Raw genomic sequence first — 20,244 nt, forward strand, 5'->3', positions numbered from 1 at the left:
TCGAAAGCAGCCCGCCGCCCCGCGCTGTCATCCTCGACTGAGGCAGCTACGGCCAGTTACGAGCCAGGCGTTGACAACCACATTGGGAATCAGTAGCTACCGAGGTTCCACGCGGGATGTCGCTGCTCATAGCTCGCTGATCTACGCGCTTCGAGCATCAGAAGGCGGCATGACGCGGAGATCATCAGTAGTACGTCGTTCAGGTTCAGCACGGACAGGCCACGTATGTCTGCGGGCAAGCCTCGGGCTGACAGTCATGAGGTCACGAGAGGAAGGCGCCGTTGCAGAAGGCGTTGTCGCGGGCCAGTGCCCGATAAGTCACCCCTTCCCACCCGTTGAGCTGGTGAGCGAGGCGCGACTCGGCTTCGGTGAATAGATACGCGCGGACCATTTCCCCGCCGCCGGCGTCCAGCATCTCGGTGAGCTGCTGGCGGATGTTGCTCACGATGCGGTTGGCCTGGAGCGCGAAGAGAGGGGCCAGTTTGTAGAGCGCGAAATGATGACGGGCTCGATCGATGAGGAGTTGCTCCCAGGTGGGCGGTGGGTTGACGAAGAAGGCGAGCCAGACCCCATCCTCCCGCCCGGTGCACCAGAAGCTCCACCGACAGCAGCAGAGCAACCGGCGGCCACCCCGCGACCAGCACCGACCGCCACTCCAGCCTCGGCGCCGCCGCCACATTCGCAGCCAGGGAGACGGCGATGCCCAGCAAGAACGCCGCCCATACTGCCCACTTGGCGCGACGGCCGACACCGTTCTCCTGCTTCAACAGGCCGAGGGTGGCCAACAACAGCAGCCCGTCCACCGACAACGGCCACAACGACGCACTACTCACCCGGTCCGCCCCGCCCTGCAGAGCGAACGACCACTGATGGATATATGACGCATAAGCCGCGACTCCTGCCACAACCAGCGCACACAGAGGCCGCACCCACGCCTCCGCATCGAACACTCAGCGCGCAGTCGGGGGCTCTCCAAGCCCTTCGCTCCTGGTCACCCGGCCCCCACCCGCCCCGCCCTCAGTGCACAACCAGTGCACACCCGCGCGGGAATTCCCGGGAAATCCAGGGAAGTCGCGGGAACTACTGACGGAGCGTCAGAGAGTTTGCCCAGGTCAGCAGCGCCCCAGGTCAGGCCCCGGATGCCGGCAGTGTGACGGTCTTGTGCTCGACGTACTGGGCCAGCCCGACCGTCCCGTACTCGCGGCCGATCCCGCTGGCCTTGTAGCCGCCGAACGGGCCGTCGAAGGAGATGGCGGCGCCGTTGACGGTGACCGTACCCGTGCGCAGTCGGCGGGCGACCTCCAGTGCGTGCGCTTCGTCGGCGGACCACACGCCGCCCGAGAGGCCGTACTCGGAGTCGTTGGCGATCCGTACGGCGTGGTCCTCGTCGTCGTAGGGGATGACCACGAGGACCGGGCCGAAGATCTCCTCCCGGGCGATCCGCATGGAGTTGTCGACGTCGGCGAACACGGTCGGGGTCACGTAGTTGCCGCTCTCCAGCCCCGGCGGGACTCCGGGGCCGCCGGTGACGAGCCGGGCCCCTTCCCTGATGCCGACCTCGATGTAGTCGCGTACGCGCTGCTGCTGGTCGCGGCGGATCATCGGGCCGATGAAAGTGTCGGGGTCGGCCGGGTCACCGACCTTGAGCGACTCCACGAGGTCCTTGAGGCCGGTAACGACCTCCTCGTACCGGCCGCGCGGCGCGAGGACGCGGGTCTGGGCGATGCACGACTCGCCGTTGTTGAGCAGGGAGGCGAACTTCAGCCCGCGCACCGCCCGGTCGATGTCGGCGTCCGGCAGGACGATCGCGGCCGACTTGCCGCCCAGTTCCAGGCTGACCCGCTTCAGTTGTTCGCCCGCGATGGCGGCGATCCTGCGCCCGGCCCGGGTCGAGCCGGTGAACGCGATCTTGTCGATGTCGCGGTGCGACACCAGGTACTCGCTGGTCTCCCGGTCGGCGGGGAGCACGCTGATCACCCCTTGCGGCAGACCGGCCCGCTCCAGCAGTTCGGCGAGGAACCCCATGCTCAGCGAGTTCTCCGGGGACACCTTCAGAACGACCGCGTTGCCGGCCAGCAGCGCCGGGATGATCTTCGCCATGGCCGACGAGAACGGGGAGTTCCAGGGAATGACGGCCGCGACGACGCCGACGGGCTCACGCCGTACGACGGCGCGCACCGCGGAGCCGGACGCCGGCGTCTCCTCCCAGCCGAACTTCTCCGCGGCCGCGAGGTAGGCCTCGGCCTGCCGGGTGAGCCCCGGCTGCCCGGCCCTGGTGAACCAGGCTGCCGAGCCGTTCTCGGCCGAGATGAGGCCGGCGATCTTCTCGGCGTCGGCCTCGCGCAGCGCGTTCAGACGCCGTAGGACGGCGATGCGATCCGCCGGTGCCGTGCGCGGCCAGGGGCCCTCGTCGAAGGCGGCCCGGGCGGCGGCCACCGCGCGGTCGATGTCGGCCGGCCGGGCCTGGGCGGCACGGCCGATGACCGCCTGGTCGTGCGGCGACCGGATGTCGAGCAGTCCGGGGTCGCTGGGCCCCTCCCAGGATCCGGCGATGAAGAGACGGTCGTAAGTGATCATTTGCCCTCTCCCGAGGATGTCGAGCGAAGCCGCTCTGTTAACTGTCACTTCAATGTAGCACTTATGGCGGAGTGGGACTCATCGATGAGTCACTAGATGAGTCAGGTTCCACACCACGGGCTATGCTCGGCGCGTGAGAGCAGACGCAGCACGCAACCTTGAAGCGGTTCTGACGACCGGGGCCCGTATGCTCGCCGCCGATCCGGCCGCGAGCATCGCCGCGATCGCCGCCGAGGCCGGTGTCGACCGGCGCACCGTCTACCGGCGGTTCGCGTCCCGCGAGGAGCTGCTGGCGGCCATCTACGAAGCGCGGTACGACGCGGTCGAGCGGGCCGTGGAGAACGCCAGGCTGCGTGCGGCTCCCGTCGCGGTGGCGCTGCACCGGTACGTCGAGGAGATCATCGCCGTCAATCGCATGTGGCCGGTGGAGCTCGGCCGGCTGCGGGCCGACGACGCGATCCGGGAGCGGCGCGACGCTCTGATCGGGGAGATCGACGACTTCCTGCGGCGCGCCATCGACGAGGGGCTGCTGCGCGCGGATCTCCCGCTCTCCTGGGCGAGTTCACTGCTGCCGCAGCTGATGCATCTGGCCTCGCAGGAGTTGCCGGAGCTCAGCGCCGCCCAGGCCGCCGACGTGGTCGTCGACACCTTCCTGCACGGCCTCGGCCCGCGGTGATCGCCACGGGTCTTGTGGTGCGCCCGTACGTCTGATTGGGTACCGCCCGGTAGAACGGGAGCAACCGACATGGATCAGGCAGCACGGCAGGACGTCCACGGGGCGCTGCCCGCAGGGCTCGGGCAGGCGATACGGCAGGCCGGTGACGACATCGCGGCCGTGCTGGACGGCGTGGCGGACACGGGTGTCGCCGTACCGGGGTCGCAATGGACGGTCGGCGAGGCGGCGGCCCATCTGGCGCTGGCCAACGCGCTGATGGCCGACCTCGCTCTCGGCACGGAACGCCCTTACGGGGACGGCACACCGCAGAGCCTCGCGGCGGCCAACGCGGAGTCGCTGGCCGTGTTCGGGGAACGCCGGGCCGAGCCGCTCGCGGCGGTGATCACCGAGCAGGCCGCGCGCTGTGTCGACGCGCTGGCCACGACCGCGGACGGTCCCGCGCCGGTCACGCCGCTCGGCCGGATGGACCGGTCCGTCCTCGCCTCCTACCTGCTCACGCACATGCTGGGCCACGGTTACGATCTCGCCCGCGCGCTGCGGCGCCCGCACATGATCGACCCCGAACGGGTGGCACTGTGCATGCCGTTCATGCTCTCGGTGATGCCGACCGTGGCGGACGCTTCGGCGGTCGCCGGGGTCACCGCCCGCTACACGATCCGGCTGCGCGGTGGCGGCGGCGCCTTCGGCGTCACGCTGGCCGACGGCGCCGTACAGGTGGCTCCGGAGCCACAGGACCGCCCGGACTGCACGATCCTCATCGATCCGGTCGCCTTCCTCCTCATCGCCCTCGGCCGCCGCAACCCGTGGCTGGCCATGGCCCGGGGCCAGATTCTCGCCACCGGCCGCAAGCCCTGGCTGGCCCCCCGCTTCCCCTCCCTCTTCGTCGCCCCCTGACCACCCACCTCGGCGACCCCGGCCACCGGGCACATTCCGAGTCGGGCTCCCCAAGCCGCGGACACCCGTGGGGCGTAGTGGGAAGGACGACCGGTGATGGCGTTGAGCACCGAGGACCCGGGATCCGCGGGATCCACCGGCGGCCACTGCTCGTCGACCGGCCCGGCAGCGGCGGCCGGGGGCCCGGTGGCAGACCCCGGCGAGGTCCCCTTCCGACACCGTCGGCGACCCGGCGGACCCAGGTCGGCGACATCGTCGCGGGCCCACGTCGGCGACATCGTCTTCTCGGTCCGCCCGGACCGTCCCGCGCAGGCCGCCTCCGCCGGCTGACCCGGCGTACGCCCAGCCACACCCCGTTCGGCCCAACCCCGCTCGTCCAGAAGAGGCGAGCGGGCGTGACCGGTGTGACCGTGGTGGAAGGTATGGGCGCGCGCACGGATCCGAGGAGGCTGCATGGCCGAGGGACTGGTCGACGGCAGAGGGCCCCGCACGGCCCTCAGGGACGGCCCGAAGTGGTCTCCTGAGCGGTCCGGGCGCGTCTTCGGGCATTTGAGCGCCGTCGCCGACGCCGTCCTCTACGAGGGCTACCTTCTCTACCCCTATCGGCGGTCCTCGCCGAAGAATCGTGCCCGCTGGCAGTTCGGGGTCCTCTTCCCCAGGGACTGGGTGGAGGCCGACGGCCCGGTCAGCCCGGGCGTGTCGGGTTCGGCGGACTCCTGGTACCAGCAGACGGAGTGCCTGGTGCGGGTGGACCAGCCGGACGCGGTCCTGCGGGTGCGGGTGCGGTACCTGCAGATGCAGCACAAGCAGGTCGAGGACGCCGAGCGGCGGCCGGTCGAGTCGTTGACGTGCCACGACGGAACCGTGCAGCTGACCTTCGAGGAGGCGGTGCCGCGCGCGGCCGACTTCACGGTCACCCTGGCCGAGGGCGAGCACAGCTTTCCGGTGGGCTCCCCCTCCGGCGCCGACACGGAGATGCTGCCCTCGGGTGCCGGTCGGATCGTCCGGCGCCGGGAGGAGGTACGGGCGACCACCACGGTCGTGGTCGAGCGGTTCGGCGAAGGACTCGTACGGCTCCGGGTGCGCACCGCGCACGAGGGGCCCGCGACGGATCCGCACGCCCCGCGCGACCGGGCGCTGCGGCACGCCCTCATCGCCACCCACACCCTGCTCGGCGCCGAGGGCGCGGAGTTCGTCTCCCTGATCGACCCCGGCCCGGCCCTCCAGGAGGCCGCCCGGAGCTGCCGTAACGACTTCACGTTCCCGGTGCTCGGCGGCCCGCCCCCCGCCGACGCCCCCGCCGACGGCTCGGTCTCCGCCCTGCTGCTCTCCTCGCCGATCATCCTGCCCGACCATCCGCAGGTGGCCCCGGAGAGCCCCGGGGATCTGCACGACGCCGGTGAGATCGACGAGATCCTCACCCTGCGCACCATGCTGCTGACGGACGAGGAGAAGCGGGAGGCCCGCGCCACCGACCCGCGGGCCGCCGAGATCCTCGACCGCGTCGACACCATGCCACCGGAGGTCTTCGGGCGGCTGCACGGCGCGATCCGCTCGCTGAAGCCGGCCGCCGGCCGTCCCGCCTGGTGGCAGGAGGGCGCCGACGAGGGGCTCTCCCCGGCCACCGACACCGTCCTGGTCGGCGGTGTGCGGGTCGGCGGCGGCAGCGCGGTGCGGCTGCGCCCGCGCCGCCGGGGCGCCGACGCCCAGGACATGTTCCTGGCCGGACGGACCGCCACCGTGGCCGCCGTCTTCCACGACGTGGACGGCAGCACCCATCTCGCCGTCACCGTCGACGACGATCCGGCGGCCGAACTGCATGGCTGGTACGGCCGTTTCCACTACTTCCGGCCCGACGAAGTCGAGCCGGTCGGGGGCACCGACGTCCCGGACCCAGCGGCGGCACAAGAGCCGCCCGCGGGACCCACTCCATCGGAGGCCTAGCGTATGAGCATCAAGAACGGCACGACCGCCGTCGGCGGCGAACCCAGCGAAACCGGCGAGCACCAGGGGTTCGACGAGGTCACCATCCTGTGGATCTCCGAGGGCATGAGCTGCGACGGCGACACCGTCTCCGTGACCGCGGCGGACCAGCCCTCCATCGAGGACCTGGTCCTCGGCCTGATCCCGGGCATCCCGAAGGTCAACCTGGTCAACAAGGTACTGTCGCCGAGCCTGGGCGGCGAGGACTTCCTCGCGCCGTACCGGAAGGCCGCGCGGGGCGAGCTGGAGCAGCCGTTCATCCTCGTCATCGAGGGCTCGATCCCGAACCAGAACATCATCGAGGGCGAGGGCTACTGGACGTCCTTCGGCAACGACCCGGAGACCGGCCAGCCGCAGACCATCAACGACTGGATCGACCAACTGGCGCCCAAGGCCTGGGCGGTGGTGGCCATCGGCACCTGTGCCACCTTCGGCGGCATCCACGCGATGGCCGGCAACCCGACCGGTTCGATGGGCCTCGCGGACTACCTGGGCTGGGACTACAAGTCGCAGGGCGGGCTGCCCGTGGTGAACATTCCGGGCTGCCCGGTGCAGCCGGAGAACTTCATGGAGACCCTGGTCTGGGTGCTGTACCACGCCGCCGGCACCGCTCCCCCGCCCCCGTTGGACCACATGCTGCGTCCGCAGTGGCTGTTCGGGCGCACGGTGCACGAGGGCTGCGACCGAGGCTCGTACTACGAGCAGGCGTCCTTCGCGATGGACTACAACTCCCCCAAGTGCCTGGTGAAGACCGGCTGCTGGGGTCCGGTCGTGAACTGCAACGTGCCCAAGCGGGGCTGGATGGCCGGCGTCGGCGGCTGCCCGAACGTCGGCGGTATCTGCATCGGCTGCACCATGCCGGGCTTCCCGGACGCGTTCATGCCGTTCATGGACGAGCCGCCCGGCGGCACCCTCTCCTCGCTGGCCATCAAGCCGTACGGCGCGGTCATCCGCCGTCTGCGCGGCTTCACCAACGACCTGGTCAACCACGAGCCCAAGTGGCGCCACAACAAGCGCAAGCTCACCAGCGGGTACGCCCCGCGCTGGCGGCCCTGACACGCCAGACTCCTCCCGCCCCACATCCCCCCACAGCAAAGGCCAGCGACGCTGATGACAACCGAGGCCCGGCAGAAAGGGCGCAAGCCCGCGCAGATCGTGGACATGTCCTGGGATCCGATCACCCGGATCATCGGAAACCTGGGCATCTACACGAAGATCGACTTCGCCAACCGGGAGGTGACGGAGTGCCACAGCACCTCCTCCCTCTTCCGCGGCTACTCCGTGTTCATGAAGGGGAAGGACCCGCGCGACGCGGGCTTCATCACCTCGCGGATCTGCGGTATCTGCGGCGACAACCACACCACGTGCTCCGACTACGCCCAGCAGATGGCGTACGGGGTGAAGCCGCCGCCGCTGGCCGAGCACATCGTCAACCTCGGCGAGGCGGCCGAGTACATGTTCGACCACACGATCTTCCAGGACAACCTGGTCTTCGTGGACTTCTGCGAGCAGATGGTCAAGGCCACCAACCCGAGCGTGCTGGCCCGCGCGCAGAAGACCGCCGCGCCGCGTGGTGACATCCACGGGTACCGGACCATCGCGGACATCATGAAGGCCTTCAACCCCTTCGAGGGCGAGGTCTACAAGGAGGCCCTGAAGGTCTCGCGGACCACCCGCGAGATGTTCTGCCTGATGGAGGGCCGGCACGTCCACCCCTCCACGCTGTATCCGGGCGGTGTGGGCACCATGCCGTCGCCGACCGTGTTCACCGACTACCTCAGCCGGCTGATGCACGTCATCGACTTCGTGAAGAAGGCCGTCGCCATGAACGACGACGTCTTCGACTTCTTCTACGAGGCGCTGCCGGGCTACGAGGAGGTCGGCAAGCGCCGTATCCTCCTTGGCTGCTGGGGTGCCTGGCAGGACCCGAAGGTCGTCGACTACAAGTACGAGAACATGGACCGCTGGGGCAAGGCGATGTACGTCACCCCGGGCATCGTGGTCGACGGCCAACTGGTCACCAACAACCTGGTCGACATCAACCTGGGCCTGCGGATCATGCTCGGCAGCTCGTTCTACGAGGACTGGGTGAACGAGGACCCGTTCGTCACCCACGACCCGCTGGGCAATCCCGTCGACATGCGCCACCCGTGGAACCAGACGACCCTTCCGGTGCCGCAGAAGCGGGACTTCGACGCCAACTACAGCTGGGTGATGAGCCCGCGCTGGTTCGACCAGCGCACCGGCGACCACCTGGCCCTCGACACCGGCGGCGGCCCGCTGGCCCGGCTCTGGTCGACCGCGCTGAGCGGCATCGTCGACACGCCGTACATCAAGGCCACCGGCAGCAGTGTGCGGATCTCGCTGCCCAAGGGCGAGAGCCTGCCGGAGACCACCCTGGAGTGGAAGATCCCGAAGTGGTCCAACACCCTCGAACGCGACCGCGCCCGGCCGTACTTCGTCGCCTACGCGGCTGCGATGGCCCTGCAGTTCCTGGACGAGGCGATGGGCCTGGTGCGGTCCGGCGACACCAAGGTGTTCGAGGACTTCGAGGTGCCGGACGAGGCGATCGGCTGCGGCTTCCACGAGGCGGTGCGCGGGGTCCTCTCCCACCACCTGGTGATCAAGGACAAGAAGATCGCCAACTACCACCCGTACCCGCCGACCCCGTGGAACGCCAGCCCGCGCGACAAGTTCGGCACCCCCGGTCCCTACGAGGACGCCGTCCAGGGCCAGCCGATCTTCGAGGAGAACGGCCCGGACGACTTCAAGGGCGTCGACATCATGCGCACGGTCCGCAGCTTCGACCCGTGTCTGCCGTGCGGTGTCCACATGTACACGGGCAAGGGCAAGACCCTGAGCGTCACGCACTCGCCGACGTACGGGGCCGACCATGGCTGACCCCGGGCGGCTCGACGGGCCGGCGGTCGAGGCCCGGCTGGCCCGTCTCGACTCGCTGCTGGAGGGGCTGGAGTCCGCGCCCGGCCCGACCGGCGGATCGGCCGTCGAGGCGGTGCGCCTGCTGACCGAGGTCTACGGCGAGGCGCTCGCCCGCGTCCTGGACGGCGCGGACGCACCGCTGGCCGAGCGGCTCGCCGACGACGAGCTGCTTGACCACCTCCTGGTCCTGCACGACATCCACCCCGACTCGCCCGAGAGCCGGGCGGCCCGCGCGGTCGAACGGCTGCGGCCCGCCGTACGCGAACGCGGCGGTGACGTCGAGTGGGCCGGTGTGGAGGGCCAGGTGGGCCGGGTACGGCTGACCACGGGCGGCGGTTGCGGGTCCGGGTGCGGCGGAGGTACTACGGAGGTGGCCGACGCGGTCCGCGAGGCGGTGCTCGCCGCGGCCCCCGAGCTGGTCGACGTGCAGCCGCTGCCCGAGGACCCGGCCCCCGCCTTCGTCCCCCTGGACTCCCTGCGCCGGCCACAGGAGGCCCGGTGAGCACCGACGGAGCCCTGGCCCGCCTCATCCGCTCCGCCGCCGGCCACCGGCCGGCGGCGGAGGCGGAGGTGTGCGACCTGTGCGCCGCCCCGGTGCCCGAGCACCATCCGCATCTGTACGACACCGGGCAGGGCGAGGTCCGCTGCGCCTGCCGTCCTTGCTCAGTGCTGTTCCCCGGAAAGCCGGGACAGGGCACCGGCGAAGTCCAGTTCCGGCTGATCCCGACCCGCCGGGTCCGCCTCCCGAAGGTCGACACCGCGGCCCTCGGGGTCCCGGTCGGACTGGTCTTCTTCGTACCGCGCGCCGACGGCTCGGTCACCGCCGAGGGGCCGAGCCCGGCGGGTGCCATGCGCTGGGAGGTGGACGCTGCGGCCTGGCAGCGGGCGGTCTCCGGCTGCCCGCCCCTGGCCGGCATGGCGCCCGACGTCGAGGCGCTGCTGGTCAACACCGTCCACGGCCTGGACCACCACTGGATCGCACCGGTCGACGACTGCTTCCGCATGCTCGCCGTGGTCCGCCGTGAATGGCGCGGCCTGTCCGGCGGCGGCCGGATGTGGCCGGCCGTTGAGCGTTTCTTCGAGGAGCTGACCGAGCGGTCCTGAAACCGAGCGGCCTTGAGGAACGGCAACACAGGAAGGAGAAACCCCATGGGAAGCATCCGAGTCGGCCGAGCCCAGGCGAAGCCCGACACGCCGTCCCACGTGCCCGGCATGCACCAGGGCAACAAGGGGCCGCACACCACTCAGACCGGGCACCACCCGGACGGCACCGCCGACGCGCGGCGCTCCACCGGCATCCACTGGAAGCGGCACGACACCCTGCTGGACGTCATGCCGAACATCCCACCCGGATGACACAGAACAGGGAGTTCCCCACATGAAGGTCCAGCGAAAGAGAACCGGAACGGCGGCCCAGCGCGTGCTGACGGCCGAGATCGCCGTCGTGGGCACCCTCGCCCTCGCGTTGTTCGTCATGGAACTGCCCTCGATCATGCGCGAGATGAAGATCTGGCGGATCGCGGGTGGTCTGCGCGCCGGTCACCGGTATCCGTGAGCCGGTCGTGCACGAACTGTCCATCGCGACCGCGATCGTGGAGCGGGCCGGTGCCTGGGCCCGCGAGGACGGGGCGGACACCGTCTCGGCGGTGTCCGTCCGGGTCGGCGAGCTGTCCGGGGTCGTACCCGACGCCCTGACCTTCGCCTTCGAGGTGGCCCGGGACGGCACCGCCCTGGCGGGTGCGGACCTCGTGGTCGAGCAGGTGCCCGCGCGGGCCTGGTGCGGCCCGTGCGCCGAGGAGTTCGCGGTGGGCATGCCGCCGTTCTTCTGGTGCCCGCGCTGCGACCGGCCCTGCCCTGAGCTGCGCAGCGGCCGGGAACTGGAGATCACCGCCGTCGAATGACCCCGCCGGGACCCGGAACCACTTGGGTACCGGCGAGGTCCTCGCCGTGACCGGCTTCGCCTTGATCAGCAGATCCGCGGGAGCTGCTCCCCCAGGGGCAGGTCCACGACCCGGGTGCCGCCGAGTCCGGTGGCCACCACGACCATCCCTGGGTGGTCGGCCACGCACTCGCCGATCCGGGTCGCGCCCGCCCCCTGCGGGTGGGCACGCATCGCCTCCAGGACGGCCTCGGCCTCCGTAGCCGGTACGAAGGCGACGAGCCGGCCCTCGTTGGCGACGTACAGCGGGTCGAGCCCGAGGAACCCGCAGGCGTTGGCGACCGCGTCCGGGACGGGGACGGCCCGCTCGGTCAGCCGCACCCCCGTGCCCGAGGCGCGGGCGATCTCGTTCAGCGAGGCGGCCAGGCCACCGCGCGTCGGGTCGCGCAGGACGTGGATGTCCGGGGTGACGTCCAGCATGGTGGCGACCAGGTCGGCGAGCGACGCGGTGTCGCTGGCGATCTCGACGCCGAACTCCAGCCCCTCGCGGACGCTCAGGACCGCGACCCCGTGCAGTCCGATCGGCCCGCTGACGATGACCGCGTCGCCGGGCCGGGCCCGCTGCGGCCGGATGTCCACCCGCTCGGGCACCAGGCCGACCCCGGCGGTGGTGACGTACACCCCGTCCCCGTGCCCGGCCTCGACCACCTTGGTGTCGCCGGTGGCGATGGTGACTCCGGCCGTCTCGGCCGCCGCGCCCATGGCCCGCGCGACGCGTTCGACGACGGCCAGCTCCACGCCCTCCTCCAGGACGAACGCGGCGGAGAGATAGGCGGGCCGGGCGCCGCTCATCGCCAGGTCGTTGACCGTGCCGTTGACGGCGAGGTCACCGAGACAGCCGCCGGGGAAGAACAGCGGCCGTACGACGTAGGAGTCGGTGGAGAACGCCAGCCGGGCGCCGCCGAGCTGGAGGACGGCCGAGTCGGTCATCCCGGCGAGCAGGGCGTTGCCGTAGGCGGGCACGAAGACCTGCTCGATCAGTTCGGCGGAGAGGGCGCCGCCTCCGCCGTGGCCCATCACCACGACCGGCTGGTCGCGGATCGGCGCCGGACAGCTCCAGTTCGCCGGGTCGGCGACGGTCTGCTCAGCCAACGGGGTTCATCTCCTCGCGCGGGAGCGCCGGTTCGGACATCCGGCGGTAGAGGTAGTAGGCGGCGCAGGCGCCCTCGCTGGAGACCATGGTGGCGCCGAGCGGGGTGCGCGGGGTGCAGCTGGTGCCGAAGGCCGCGCACTCCGTGGGTTTGATGAGCCCTTGCAGGACCTCACCGGCCCGGCACTCGGCCGGTTCCTCGGTGCGGATGCCGGTGACGTCGAAGCGGTGCTCGGCGTCGTACGCCCGGTAGGCCTCGCTGAGCCGCCAGCCGCTGGCCGGGATGGGGCCGATACCCCGCCAGGAGCGGTCGGTGACCTCGAAGACCTCCTCGATCATGCGGATGGCCGCCGGGTTGCCGTCCTCGCGCACGGCACGGGCGTAGGCGTTCTCCACCCGGTGCTCGCCGCGCTCCAGCTGAAGGACGGTACGGCGGATGCCCTCCAGGATGTCGAGCGGTTCGAAGCCGGTGACGACGACGGGGACCCGGTGGCGAGCGGCCAGCTCCGGGTACTCGGTCATGCCCATCACGCTGCACACGTGCCCGGCGGCCAGGAAGCCCTGCACCCGGCAGCTGGGGGCGGTCATGATGGCCTCGATGGCCGGGGGGACCCGCACATGGGAGACCAGCAGGCTGAAGTTGGTCAGGCCGAGGCGCTTGGCCTGGTGGACGGCCATGGCGTTGGCGGGGGCGGTGGTCTCGAAGCCGATGGCGAAGAACACCACCTGACGGTCCGGGTGTCGCTGGGCGAGCTTCAGCGCGTCGAGCGGCGAGTACACCACGCGGACGTCACCGCCCTCGCCCTTGACCCGGAACAGGTCCCGGTCGGTGCCGGGCACCCGCAGCATGTCGCCGAAGGAGCAGAAGATCACCCCGGGGCGGGCGGCGATCTCCAGCGCCTTGTCGATGCACTCCAGCGGGGTCACACAGACCGGGCACCCCGGGCCATGGATCAACTCCACCTCATCGGGAAGGAGTTGGTCGATGCCGTGCCGGATGATCGAGTGGGTCTGGCCGCCGCACACTTCCATCAGGGCCCAGGGCCGGGTGACGACGGACCGGATCCCGTCCAGCAGCCGGCGGGCCAGCTGGGGGTCGTTGAACTCGTCGAGATACTTCACCGGGCCTCGTTCCCCTCTGCCTGCCGGGCCGCCTGCTGCCAGGCGTCGCCGAACTCCTCTTCCAGCAGCCCCAGTTCCTCGAAGAGCTGGAGGGAGGCCAGGGCCGACTCCTCGTCGAGCCGCTGGAGGGCGAAGCCCACGTGGACGATGACGTACTCACCGACGCGGACGTCGGACACGTACTCCAGGCACGCCTGTTTCTGTACACCGCCGAAGTCGATCAGGCCGGTGAGCGGATCGGCCGTGTCGTCGATGCTCACGACTCTGCCGGGCACTGCCAAACACATGGGTCACTCCGTCTCGTCGCTGACTGCCGTACGTCGGCCGTCGTGGGGTCGTTGTCCGTGGGCCGCGACCATCAGCTGCCCGAGCGCCAGCCCGCCGTCGTTCGGCGGGACTTCGCGGTGCCGGACGACCGTGAAGCCTTGGCCGTGCAGCAGGTCGGAACCGGCCTGCTCCAGAAGGGCGTTGGCGAAGACGCCGCCGGTGAGGGCGACGGTGGTCAGGCCGGTGGCCCGGCGCGCCGCCCGGCAGAGCTCCAGAACCGCCCGGGCGACACCGCGGTGGAAGCGGGCCGCGATCACCGGTACCGCGGTGCCGCGCCGCAGGTCGGTGACGATCGCGCGCAGCGTCGGGGCCGGGTCGAAGCGGTCGCCGAAGGGGTAGGCGGCCGTGTCCTCGTCCCAGGCCAGGCAGGCCTGCGCCTCCAGTTCCAGGGCGGCCTGCGCCTCGTACCCGGCTCGGTGGCACACGCCCGCGAGGGACGACACAGCGTCGAAGAGCCGCCCCATGCTGGAGGTGGCCACACAGCCGACCTGGCTCGGCAACTGCCGTGCCAGCAACCTGAGTTCCTCGCGCGAGCAGGCGGCGACGCTGGGCAGGTCCGCGTCCCAGGGCAGGCCGGCCGCCCACAACCGGGCCAGTGCCATCCGGCACGGGTTGGCGACTCCCGCGTCGCCGCCGGGGAGCGGGGCCGGGGCGAGGTGGGCGAGGCGCCGGTAGCCGGTGTAGTCGGCGACGAGCACCTCGCCGCCCCAGATGGTGCCGTCGTCGCCGTACCCGGTGCCGTCGAAGGCGACGCCGATGACCGGTGTGGTGCCGTCGAGGCCGGCTTCTGCCATGGCGGCGGCGACATGGGCATGGTGGTGCTGGACGAACACCGGCTTCTTCACGGGGAGTTGAGCGGCTCGGCGGCGGGCCCAGGCGGACGCGTGGTAGCCGGGGTGACGGTCGGCGGCGACCAGCTCGGGGCGGACTCCGGTGAGCCGGTGCAGATGCCGTTCCGCGCGGACGGCGGCCTCCAGAGTCGCCAGGTCGCCCATGTCGCCGATGTGCGGGCCGAGCCAGGCCAGTTCGCCCTCGCCGACGCACAGCGCGTTCTTGAGGTCGCCGCCCACCGCGAGCGCGGGCCGCACCGGGACGGGCAGGCTCAGCGGTCGTGGCACATAGCCACGGGAGCGGCGCAGGACCTGTTCGGTGCCGTCGGCGCGGACCCGCAGCAGGGAGTCGTCGCAGGGCGAGGCGATGGGCCGGTCATGGGCGAGCCAGGCGTCGGCCAGTCCGAACAGCCGGGTCAGCGCCTCGTCGTCGTCCGTGACGATCGGCTCGCCCGAGCGGTTGCCGCTGGTCATCACCAGCACGCGGGGGCCGGGCGGGTCGCCGAGGAGGCCGAACAGGAGGGTGTGCACGGGGGTGTAGGGCAGCATCACGCCGAGGTGTGGGCTGCCGGGGCAGACCCCGGGTGCCAGCCGTGCGCCGGCGCGGGGGCGGAGCAGGACGATGGGGCGCCGGGGGCCGGTGAGTGCGGCCCGTTCGGCGGCCCCGACCTCGGCGATCCGCTCCACCCCCTCCAGGTCCGCGCACATCACGGCGAACGGCTTGTCCCCGCGTGCCTTGCGGGTGCGCAGGGTGTCGACGGCCCGGGCGTTGCCGGCGTCGCAGGCCAGGTGGTAGCCGCCGATGCCCTTGACGGCGACGATCTGGCCGGCCGCGAGCAGCTCTCGCGCCTGTGAGAGGGCATCACCATCGCGAGCGGCCCTCGCTCCGCTGCCCGCGGCGGGGAGCAGCCGCAGCCGGGGCCCGCAGTCCGGGCAGGCCACCGGCTGGGCGTGGAAGCGGCGGTCGGCCGGGGCGTCGTACTCCCGGGCGCAGTCGGCGCACAGGGGGAAGCCGGACATGGTGGTGACCGCTCGGTCGTAGGGCATGCCGGTGGCGATGGTGAAGCGGGGGCCGCAGTGGGTGCAGGTGATGAAGGGGTGCCGGTGTCTGCGGTCGGCCGGGTCGGCCAGCTCCCGCAGGCAGTCGGCGCAGGTCGCGGTGTCGGCCGGGAGCAGGGTGCGGCCCGGGGATGACTGCTCGGTGGCGCGGATGGTGAAGCCGGGGTCCGCCCCGGTGACGGGTACCTCCTCGACGGCGACGGCGGTCACGGTGGCCAGCGGCGGCGGTTCGCCGGCGAGCAGCTCGCAGAACCGCTCGACGCCGGTCGCCGCTCCCTCGACCTCGATGAGCACGCCGTTGGCCGTGTTGCTGACGAACCCGGCGAGCGCGAGACCGGCGGCGAGGCGGTGGACATGGGGGCGGAAGCCGACGCCCTGCACGGTTCCCCGCACGGTGATGCGCCGTCGGACGGCCGTCGCCGTGGTGGGGGCCGTCACGAGGCGCTGGGCGCGTGGAGGTGACCGTGCGGATGCGGGGCGAGGGGCGGCCGGTGCGCGGGAGCACCGTCCCGTACGGCGAGCACCCGGTCCAGGACCGTGTCGACGCCCTCGCCGGTGCGGGCGCAGGAGCGGACGATCTCCACCCCGGGGTTGACACGCCGCACCTGGTCGGCGAAGGCGGTCGCGTCGAAGCCGGCCGGCCCGGCGAGGTCGGTCTTGGTGAGCACGACCAGGTGGGCGGAGCCGAAGGCGGTGGGGTACTTCGAGGGCTTGTCCTCGCCCTCGGTCACCGCCATCAGCACGATCCGCAGCTGTTCACCGAGGTCGTAGGAGGCCGGGCAGACGAGATTGCCGACGTTCTCCACGAACAGCAGCGCGGTGTCCGGCGGCAGCCAGCCCTCCAGGTGGCCGCGTACCTGCCGGGCCTCCAGGTGACACAGCCCGTCGGTGAGAAGCTGTTTCACCGGCGCGCCGGAACGGGCCAGCCGCCTGGCGTCGTTCTCGGTGGCGAGGTCGGCGGTGAAGGCGGCGACGGGCACGTCCCGCTCCAGCGCCCGGGCCAGCACCCGGCCGAGCAGCTCGGTCTTGCCGCTGCCGGGGCTGGAGAGCAGGTTCACCACGCTCACCCCGCGCGCGGCCAGGTCGTCGCGCAGGCTGGCGGCCAAGCCGTCGTTCCTGGCCAGGACGGCCCGGGTGACCTCCTCGGACTGACACATGGGTGCTCCTCGATCGTTGAGTTCCGGAAGAACCGTCGGATCGGGTGGGTCCCGTCCTGGTCCGCTAGCGATCCTCCGCGCCGGTGGCGGCCGGGTGCGGGAGCCCGGCCGCGGCGGGGTCCGTGGATTCCTCCGGGCGGTCCAACGAAGGCGTGACCCGGGGATCGGCGAGCAGTGCCGGGACCAGGGCGTGCAGGGCTTCGACGGCCTGTTCGACCGCGTCCCGCACGGGCTCGCTCAGGCCGGGGGCGATGTCCTCGTCGCCGCGCGGCAGCTCTCCCGGCTCGCAGGCGAGCACGAGGACGCGCGGCAGGGGTTCGTCACCGAGGTGGGCGGCCAGCGCGAGCACCTTCGCCGGGTCCATGCCGTGTGCCTCGGGCGGGGCCGCCGGAGCACCGTCGGGGAGGTCGGGCTCGATCAGTGAGAGCGTGCCGGGGCGCCGCCCGCGGGCGGCGGCGTCCACGAGTACGGCGACCGTCCAGCCGTCCAGCAGTGCGTAGGCGAGGTCCATGCCCCGGATGCCGAAGTCCCGGACCTGCACCTCGGGGGGCAGCGGGCGCCGGGCCAGGGCGCGGATCACCTCGGGACCGAAGGAGTCGTCGCCGAGGAAGATGTTGCCCACGCCCGCCACCAGCAGCCGCGTCACCGGGCACCGCCCGTGACCTTGCGGACGAAGTCCGAGCGCAGCGCGTGGTAGGCGGCGGCCGGGTCGAAGAACAGGGCGTGCATCCGGTCCAGTTCGTCCTTCCGGTATTCGGCGAGCGGCCGGCGTGCCTCGTCGGCCTCGCGCGCCGCGGCCTTGGCGACGAGGCGCCGGCCCAGATCCGGGGTGCCGGCGAGCACGGCCGCCAGCTCCTCGACCTCGGCGGCGAAGCGCTGTGCGGGGACCGGCAGCAGCCGGTCGACGAGTCCGGTCCGGGCCGCGGTCGCGGCGCTCACCGGCTGCGCCTCCTCGGTCAGCCGCCGGGCGGTCTCCGCTCCGGCGCGACGGGGCAGCGAGTACGTCCAGAACTCCGAGCCGTACAGGCCCATCCGCCGGTAGTGCGGGTTGAGGACGGCGCCGGTGCGGCACCAGACCTCGTCGGCGGCGAGGGCGAGCATGGCGCCGCCGGCCGCCGCGTTGCCGCCGAGCGCCGCCACGACCAGCCGGTCGGTGGTCCGCAGCACGGCCTCCACCAGGTCGTCCATCGCGTTGAGGTTGGCCCAGGACTCCTCGGCGGGGTCCGGGGCGGCCTCGATGACGTTCAGATGGATGCCGTTGGAGAAGAAGTCCCGGCGGCCGCCGAGCACCAGAACCCGGGTCGGCCGGGCGAGCGCGTACTCGTAGGCGGCGAGCAGGCGCCGGCAGTGGTCGGTGCTCATCGCGCCGCCGGGGAAGGAGAAGGTGACGAAGCCGACGTCGCCGCGCTGCCGGTAGCGGATGTCGGTCCAGGTGCGGCGGTCCGGGGGCAGTTCGAGCGGGGCGGGGCTGTCGGGGAGGCCGGGAGCGGCGAGGACGTCGGCCGCGGGGCGGCGGAAGGGGGCGGGGTCGCCGGAGGTCTTGCGGGGGCGCAGCTCGGGGATCCACACGGCGCCGTCCCGGGTGGCCCGGCAGACCGCACCCGCGCGGGTCGCGAGCAGTTCACCGGGGCGGCCGCGCAGTCGGTCCTCGGGGTGGCCGCCGTGCAGGAACAGCTCCCGGCCGAGGAGTTCGTCGAGCACCCCGGGCTGCGAGTCCGCGCCTCGCAGCTTGCGCAGCACGGTCTCGGTGTCGTCGGCCGCCCAGTCGATCCGCCGTCGCGCCTGGCGGAAGACGTCCCGCCAGACGATCCGGCCGTGGATCGAGGGATCGCTCTGCGGCACCGGCTTGTACGAGCCCTCCGCATACCGTCGTACGGCCTCGTGGACGGCGGTGAGGGCGGCGTCGGCGACCTCGTTGCGGTAGAGGTCGCTCTTGCCGACCGGCTCCATCGGGAAGGGCTCGCTCGCCCAGACCGCGCCCGCGTCCACGGCCGCCTCGGCCTGGAGCACGGTCACTCCCCAGCGGGGTGTCCGCCCGGCGATGGCCCAGTCGAGCGAGGAGGGGCCGCGGTCGCCGGGCGGTCCCGGGTGCACGACCAGGCAGGTGTGGTCCCGACAGACGTCCCCGGGGAGCGCGGTCTTGAGCATCGGCGCGATGATCAGCTCCGGGCGCCGGTCCCGGACCGCGGAGCGGACGGCGTCGGGGCCGTGGGTGGCGAGGACGACCTCCACATGGTGGCCGAGGTCGGACAGTTCGGCGTACACCCGTTGGGACAGGCTGTTGAAGGCGCTGGCGACGAGCAGAATGTCCATGGTGCGGCATATTCGCCGCTTCAGCGGCTTCCGGAAAGCACCCCGTCGGCGTTTCGTCGGCCGTCCTGGACGGCTTGTCCCTCCTGGGCCCGGAACGCCCACTCCATCCTGGGCTCCAGCACGAACCGGAAGACCCTGCGCACCGGCGGTGTGCACAGCAGGGTCACCACCGCGGCGGCGACGAGGGTTGCCGTCACCGCGCCCAGCGGGCCGTGCATCCAGGCCGGGTCGTACCAGTGGGCGGGCTTGGCGCTCTGCGCGACGAAGCCGTGCAGCAGGTAGCCGTAGAGCGTGCCGGCGCCGAGGGCGGTGAACCAGGTGCGGCGGCCCGGCACCCAGGCGAGGAAGCAGCCGGCCAGCACCAGGGAGCAGCCGAAGACGGCGAGGGTCATGACGGGCCCGTACCAGGCGGGCAGGCCGAACTGCTCGGCGCTGTCCCGGTGGAAGAACCAGCGGTACCCCAGGTGCGGCGCCGACCAGTAGGCCACGGCGAGGGCGCACAGGGCGACGGGGACGGCCCACAGGCGCACGCGCCACCGGCGCAGCAGGCGGAAGTGCTCCGGCCGCAGGCACAGGCCGAGCACGAAGTACGGCAGGAACTGCAGGACCCGCTGGAGGTCGAAGTCGCTGCCGATGGACGGCGTGAGGCTCGCCAGCGCGGCGATGGCGAGCGCGAGGGGCAGCGGCCACCGCACGAGCCGCCAGATCGGCGTCGTCAGCCGCCAGATGAACAGGGCCGCCAGGAACCAGGTCAGGTACAGCGGGTCCAGCAGGCTGATGTCGCGGTCGGGGGCGTGGTCGCTCCACCGGGTGAACAGGGTGTAGGCGACCTCGAACACCACGTAGGGCACGGCGACCCCGGTGACCAGGCGTTTGACGCGGGCGGGGCTGGCGTCGAAGCTGCGGGAGAAGTAGCCGGAGATGATGATGAACGCCGGCATGTGGAAGGCGTAGACGAACGTGTAGAGCGCGGTGACGGTACGGCTGTCCGAGCGCAGCGGCTCCCAGGCGTGCCCCACGGCCACGAGCACGATCGCCAGGTACTTCGCGTTGTCGAAGTAGGCGTCACGCCGGCCGGCGGCCGGGCCGCTGCGGGTGGCCGGGCCGTTCTGCGGGGCCGGGCCGTTCCGCGGGGCCGGGCGGGGCGGCGGGACCGGGGTCCGGTCCGCGTCCGCCGCCCGGGCGGGCGGCGCGTCGACCGTGGCTGCTGTCTCGCGGGAGCCGGACAGACCAGAACACCTCTTACACGACATGCGCTCCGGGGAGCGACGGGGAGCCGTACGCGGGTCCCCGCACGGGGGGCGTACACGACGGGGGTACACGGGGCGGCACTCCGG

20 protein-coding genes and 1 pseudogene are annotated in these 20,244 nt (G+C 72.0%); 10 read left to right on the forward strand and 11 right to left on the reverse strand.

Annotated features, from left to right (window positions below; translation table 11 throughout):
- Nucleotides 1–262 precede the first annotated feature (262 nt).
- The 3 genes and pseudogenes from ACWGJB_RS21090 to ACWGJB_RS21100 all read right to left on the reverse strand — a co-directional run bounded on the left by ACWGJB_RS21090 (nucleotide 263) and on the right by ACWGJB_RS21100 (nucleotide 2,577).
- The gene (locus tag ACWGJB_RS21090) at nucleotides 263–445 is read right to left on the reverse strand and encodes a hypothetical protein (RefSeq protein WP_453381962.1); all 183 of its coding nucleotides are present in this window, start codon (nucleotides 443–445) and stop codon (nucleotides 263–265) included.
- A gap of 193 nt (nucleotides 446–638) precedes the next feature.
- Nucleotides 639–950, reverse strand: a pseudogene (locus ACWGJB_RS21095) (DUF2637 domain-containing protein); the annotation flags it as partial.
- Nucleotides 951–1,128: 178 nt separating this feature from the next.
- A complete protein-coding gene (locus ACWGJB_RS21100) occupies nucleotides 1,129–2,577 on the reverse strand; it encodes an aldehyde dehydrogenase (RefSeq protein WP_453381668.1) in 1,449 nt (482 codons plus the stop codon).
- Nucleotides 2,578–2,764: 187 nt separating this feature from the next.
- Between ACWGJB_RS21100 and ACWGJB_RS21105 the strand changes: the two genes are divergently transcribed.
- From ACWGJB_RS21105 to hypA, 10 genes are all read left to right on the forward strand, one after another.
- Nucleotides 2,765–3,253 (forward strand): TetR/AcrR family transcriptional regulator, encoded by a 489-nt coding sequence (locus ACWGJB_RS21105; RefSeq protein ID WP_453381949.1) that lies wholly within the window; start codon nucleotides 2,765–2,767, stop codon nucleotides 3,251–3,253.
- Nucleotides 3,254–3,322: 69 nt separating this feature from the next.
- A complete protein-coding gene (locus ACWGJB_RS21110) occupies nucleotides 3,323–4,147 on the forward strand; it encodes a maleylpyruvate isomerase family mycothiol-dependent enzyme (RefSeq protein ID WP_453381669.1) in 825 nt (274 codons plus the stop codon).
- A 453-nt stretch (nucleotides 4,148–4,600) separates the two neighbouring features.
- Nucleotides 4,601–6,091 (forward strand): hypothetical protein, encoded by a 1,491-nt coding sequence (locus ACWGJB_RS21115; protein ID WP_453381670.1) that lies wholly within the window; start codon nucleotides 4,601–4,603, stop codon nucleotides 6,089–6,091.
- A gap of 3 nt (nucleotides 6,092–6,094) precedes the next feature.
- A complete protein-coding gene (locus tag ACWGJB_RS21120) occupies nucleotides 6,095–7,186 on the forward strand; it encodes an NADH-quinone oxidoreductase subunit B family protein (RefSeq protein WP_453381671.1) in 1,092 nt (363 codons plus the stop codon).
- 51 nt (nucleotides 7,187–7,237) lie between these two features.
- Nucleotides 7,238–9,031 (forward strand): nickel-dependent hydrogenase large subunit, encoded by a 1,794-nt coding sequence (locus ACWGJB_RS21125; RefSeq protein WP_453381950.1) that lies wholly within the window; start codon nucleotides 7,238–7,240, stop codon nucleotides 9,029–9,031.
- Entirely contained in the window at nucleotides 9,024–9,572 is a 549-nt protein-coding gene (locus ACWGJB_RS21130; protein WP_453381672.1) for a NifU family protein, read from the forward strand. Before ACWGJB_RS21125 ends, ACWGJB_RS21130 begins: the two co-directional genes overlap by 8 nt.
- A complete protein-coding gene (locus ACWGJB_RS21135; protein WP_453381673.1) occupies nucleotides 9,569–10,174 on the forward strand; it encodes a DUF5947 family protein in 606 nt (201 codons plus the stop codon). The genes ACWGJB_RS21130 and ACWGJB_RS21135 overlap by 4 nt, the downstream gene beginning before the upstream one ends.
- A gap of 45 nt (nucleotides 10,175–10,219) precedes the next feature.
- Complete coding sequence (locus tag ACWGJB_RS21140; RefSeq protein ID WP_453381674.1) at nucleotides 10,220–10,426, forward strand: hypothetical protein; 207 nt, start codon at nucleotides 10,220–10,222, stop codon at nucleotides 10,424–10,426.
- Nucleotides 10,427–10,448: 22 nt separating this feature from the next.
- Entirely contained in the window at nucleotides 10,449–10,625 is a 177-nt protein-coding gene (locus tag ACWGJB_RS21145; RefSeq protein WP_450757021.1) for a hypothetical protein, read from the forward strand.
- A gap of 7 nt (nucleotides 10,626–10,632) precedes the next feature.
- On the forward strand, nucleotides 10,633–10,971 hold the full coding sequence (hypA, locus tag ACWGJB_RS21150) for a hydrogenase maturation nickel metallochaperone HypA (RefSeq protein WP_453381675.1): 339 nt from the start codon (nucleotides 10,633–10,635) through the stop codon (nucleotides 10,969–10,971).
- A gap of 65 nt (nucleotides 10,972–11,036) precedes the next feature.
- On the opposite strand, the gene hypE is transcribed toward hypA, so the two are convergent.
- From hypE to ACWGJB_RS21190, 8 genes are all read right to left on the reverse strand, one after another.
- On the reverse strand, nucleotides 11,037–12,026 hold the full coding sequence (gene hypE, locus ACWGJB_RS21155) for a hydrogenase expression/formation protein HypE (protein WP_453381951.1): 990 nt from the start codon (nucleotides 12,024–12,026) through the stop codon (nucleotides 11,037–11,039).
- A gap of 67 nt (nucleotides 12,027–12,093) precedes the next feature.
- Nucleotides 12,094–13,221 carry a hydrogenase formation protein HypD gene (hypD, locus tag ACWGJB_RS21160; RefSeq protein WP_360478361.1) on the reverse strand — a complete coding sequence of 376 codons (1,128 nt, stop codon included), beginning with the start codon at nucleotides 13,219–13,221 and terminating at the stop codon, nucleotides 12,094–12,096.
- Nucleotides 13,218–13,508 carry a HypC/HybG/HupF family hydrogenase formation chaperone gene (locus tag ACWGJB_RS21165; RefSeq protein WP_351696557.1) on the reverse strand — a complete coding sequence of 97 codons (291 nt, stop codon included), beginning with the start codon at nucleotides 13,506–13,508 and terminating at the stop codon, nucleotides 13,218–13,220. The genes hypD and ACWGJB_RS21165 overlap by 4 nt, the downstream gene beginning before the upstream one ends.
- Nucleotides 13,509–13,511: 3 nt before the next feature.
- Complete coding sequence (hypF, locus tag ACWGJB_RS21170) at nucleotides 13,512–15,875, reverse strand: carbamoyltransferase HypF (RefSeq protein WP_453381676.1); 2,364 nt, start codon at nucleotides 15,873–15,875, stop codon at nucleotides 13,512–13,514.
- Nucleotides 15,872–16,594, reverse strand: coding sequence for a hydrogenase nickel incorporation protein HypB (hypB, locus tag ACWGJB_RS21175; RefSeq protein WP_453381677.1), 723 nt, complete (start codon nucleotides 16,592–16,594; stop codon nucleotides 15,872–15,874). Before hypB ends, hypF begins: the two co-directional genes overlap by 4 nt.
- 64 nt (nucleotides 16,595–16,658) lie before the next feature.
- Complete coding sequence (locus ACWGJB_RS21180; RefSeq protein ID WP_453381678.1) at nucleotides 16,659–17,240, reverse strand: hydrogenase maturation protease; 582 nt, start codon at nucleotides 17,238–17,240, stop codon at nucleotides 16,659–16,661.
- A complete protein-coding gene (locus ACWGJB_RS21185) occupies nucleotides 17,237–18,907 on the reverse strand; it encodes a hydrogenase maturation protein (protein WP_453381679.1) in 1,671 nt (556 codons plus the stop codon). The genes ACWGJB_RS21180 and ACWGJB_RS21185 overlap by 4 nt, the downstream gene beginning before the upstream one ends.
- A gap of 20 nt (nucleotides 18,908–18,927) precedes the next feature.
- Entirely contained in the window at nucleotides 18,928–20,160 is a 1,233-nt protein-coding gene (locus ACWGJB_RS21190; protein WP_453381680.1) for an acyltransferase family protein, read from the reverse strand.
- Nucleotides 20,161–20,244 lie beyond the last annotated feature (84 nt).

It is taken from the genome of Streptomyces sp. NPDC054813 (assembly GCF_053611365.1).

What these genes read in the sequence shown, in the direction of transcription:
- ACWGJB_RS21100 (WP_453381668.1), bottom strand. Translation starts at nt 2,577, where the DNA reads ATGATCACTTACGACCGTCTCTTCATCGCCGGATCCTGGGAGGGGCCC.
- ACWGJB_RS21105 (WP_453381949.1), top strand. Translation starts at nt 2,765, where the DNA reads ATGCTCGCCGCCGATCCGGCCGCGAGCATCGCCGCGATCGCCGCCGAG.
- ACWGJB_RS21110 (WP_453381669.1), top strand. Translation starts at nt 3,323, where the DNA reads ATGGATCAGGCAGCACGGCAGGACGTCCACGGGGCGCTGCCCGCAGGG.
- ACWGJB_RS21115 (WP_453381670.1), top strand. Translation starts at nt 4,601, where the DNA reads ATGGCCGAGGGACTGGTCGACGGCAGAGGGCCCCGCACGGCCCTCAGG.
- ACWGJB_RS21120 (WP_453381671.1), top strand. Translation starts at nt 6,095, where the DNA reads ATGAGCATCAAGAACGGCACGACCGCCGTCGGCGGCGAACCCAGCGAA.
- ACWGJB_RS21130 (WP_453381672.1), top strand. Translation starts at nt 9,024, where the DNA reads ATGGCTGACCCCGGGCGGCTCGACGGGCCGGCGGTCGAGGCCCGGCTG.
- ACWGJB_RS21140 (WP_453381674.1), top strand. Translation starts at nt 10,220, where the DNA reads ATGGGAAGCATCCGAGTCGGCCGAGCCCAGGCGAAGCCCGACACGCCG.
- ACWGJB_RS21145 (WP_450757021.1), top strand. Translation starts at nt 10,449, where the DNA reads ATGAAGGTCCAGCGAAAGAGAACCGGAACGGCGGCCCAGCGCGTGCTG.
- hypE (WP_453381951.1), bottom strand. Translation starts at nt 12,026, where the DNA reads ATGGGCCACGGCGGAGGCGGCGCCCTCTCCGCCGAACTGATCGAGCAG.
- ACWGJB_RS21165 (WP_351696557.1), bottom strand. Translation starts at nt 13,508, where the DNA reads ATGTGTTTGGCAGTGCCCGGCAGAGTCGTGAGCATCGACGACACGGCC.
- hypB (WP_453381677.1), bottom strand. Translation starts at nt 16,594, where the DNA reads ATGTGTCAGTCCGAGGAGGTCACCCGGGCCGTCCTGGCCAGGAACGAC.
- ACWGJB_RS21185 (WP_453381679.1), bottom strand. Translation starts at nt 18,907, where the DNA reads ATGGACATTCTGCTCGTCGCCAGCGCCTTCAACAGCCTGTCCCAACGG.
- ACWGJB_RS21190 (WP_453381680.1), bottom strand. Translation starts at nt 20,160, where the DNA reads ATGTCGTGTAAGAGGTGTTCTGGTCTGTCCGGCTCCCGCGAGACAGCA.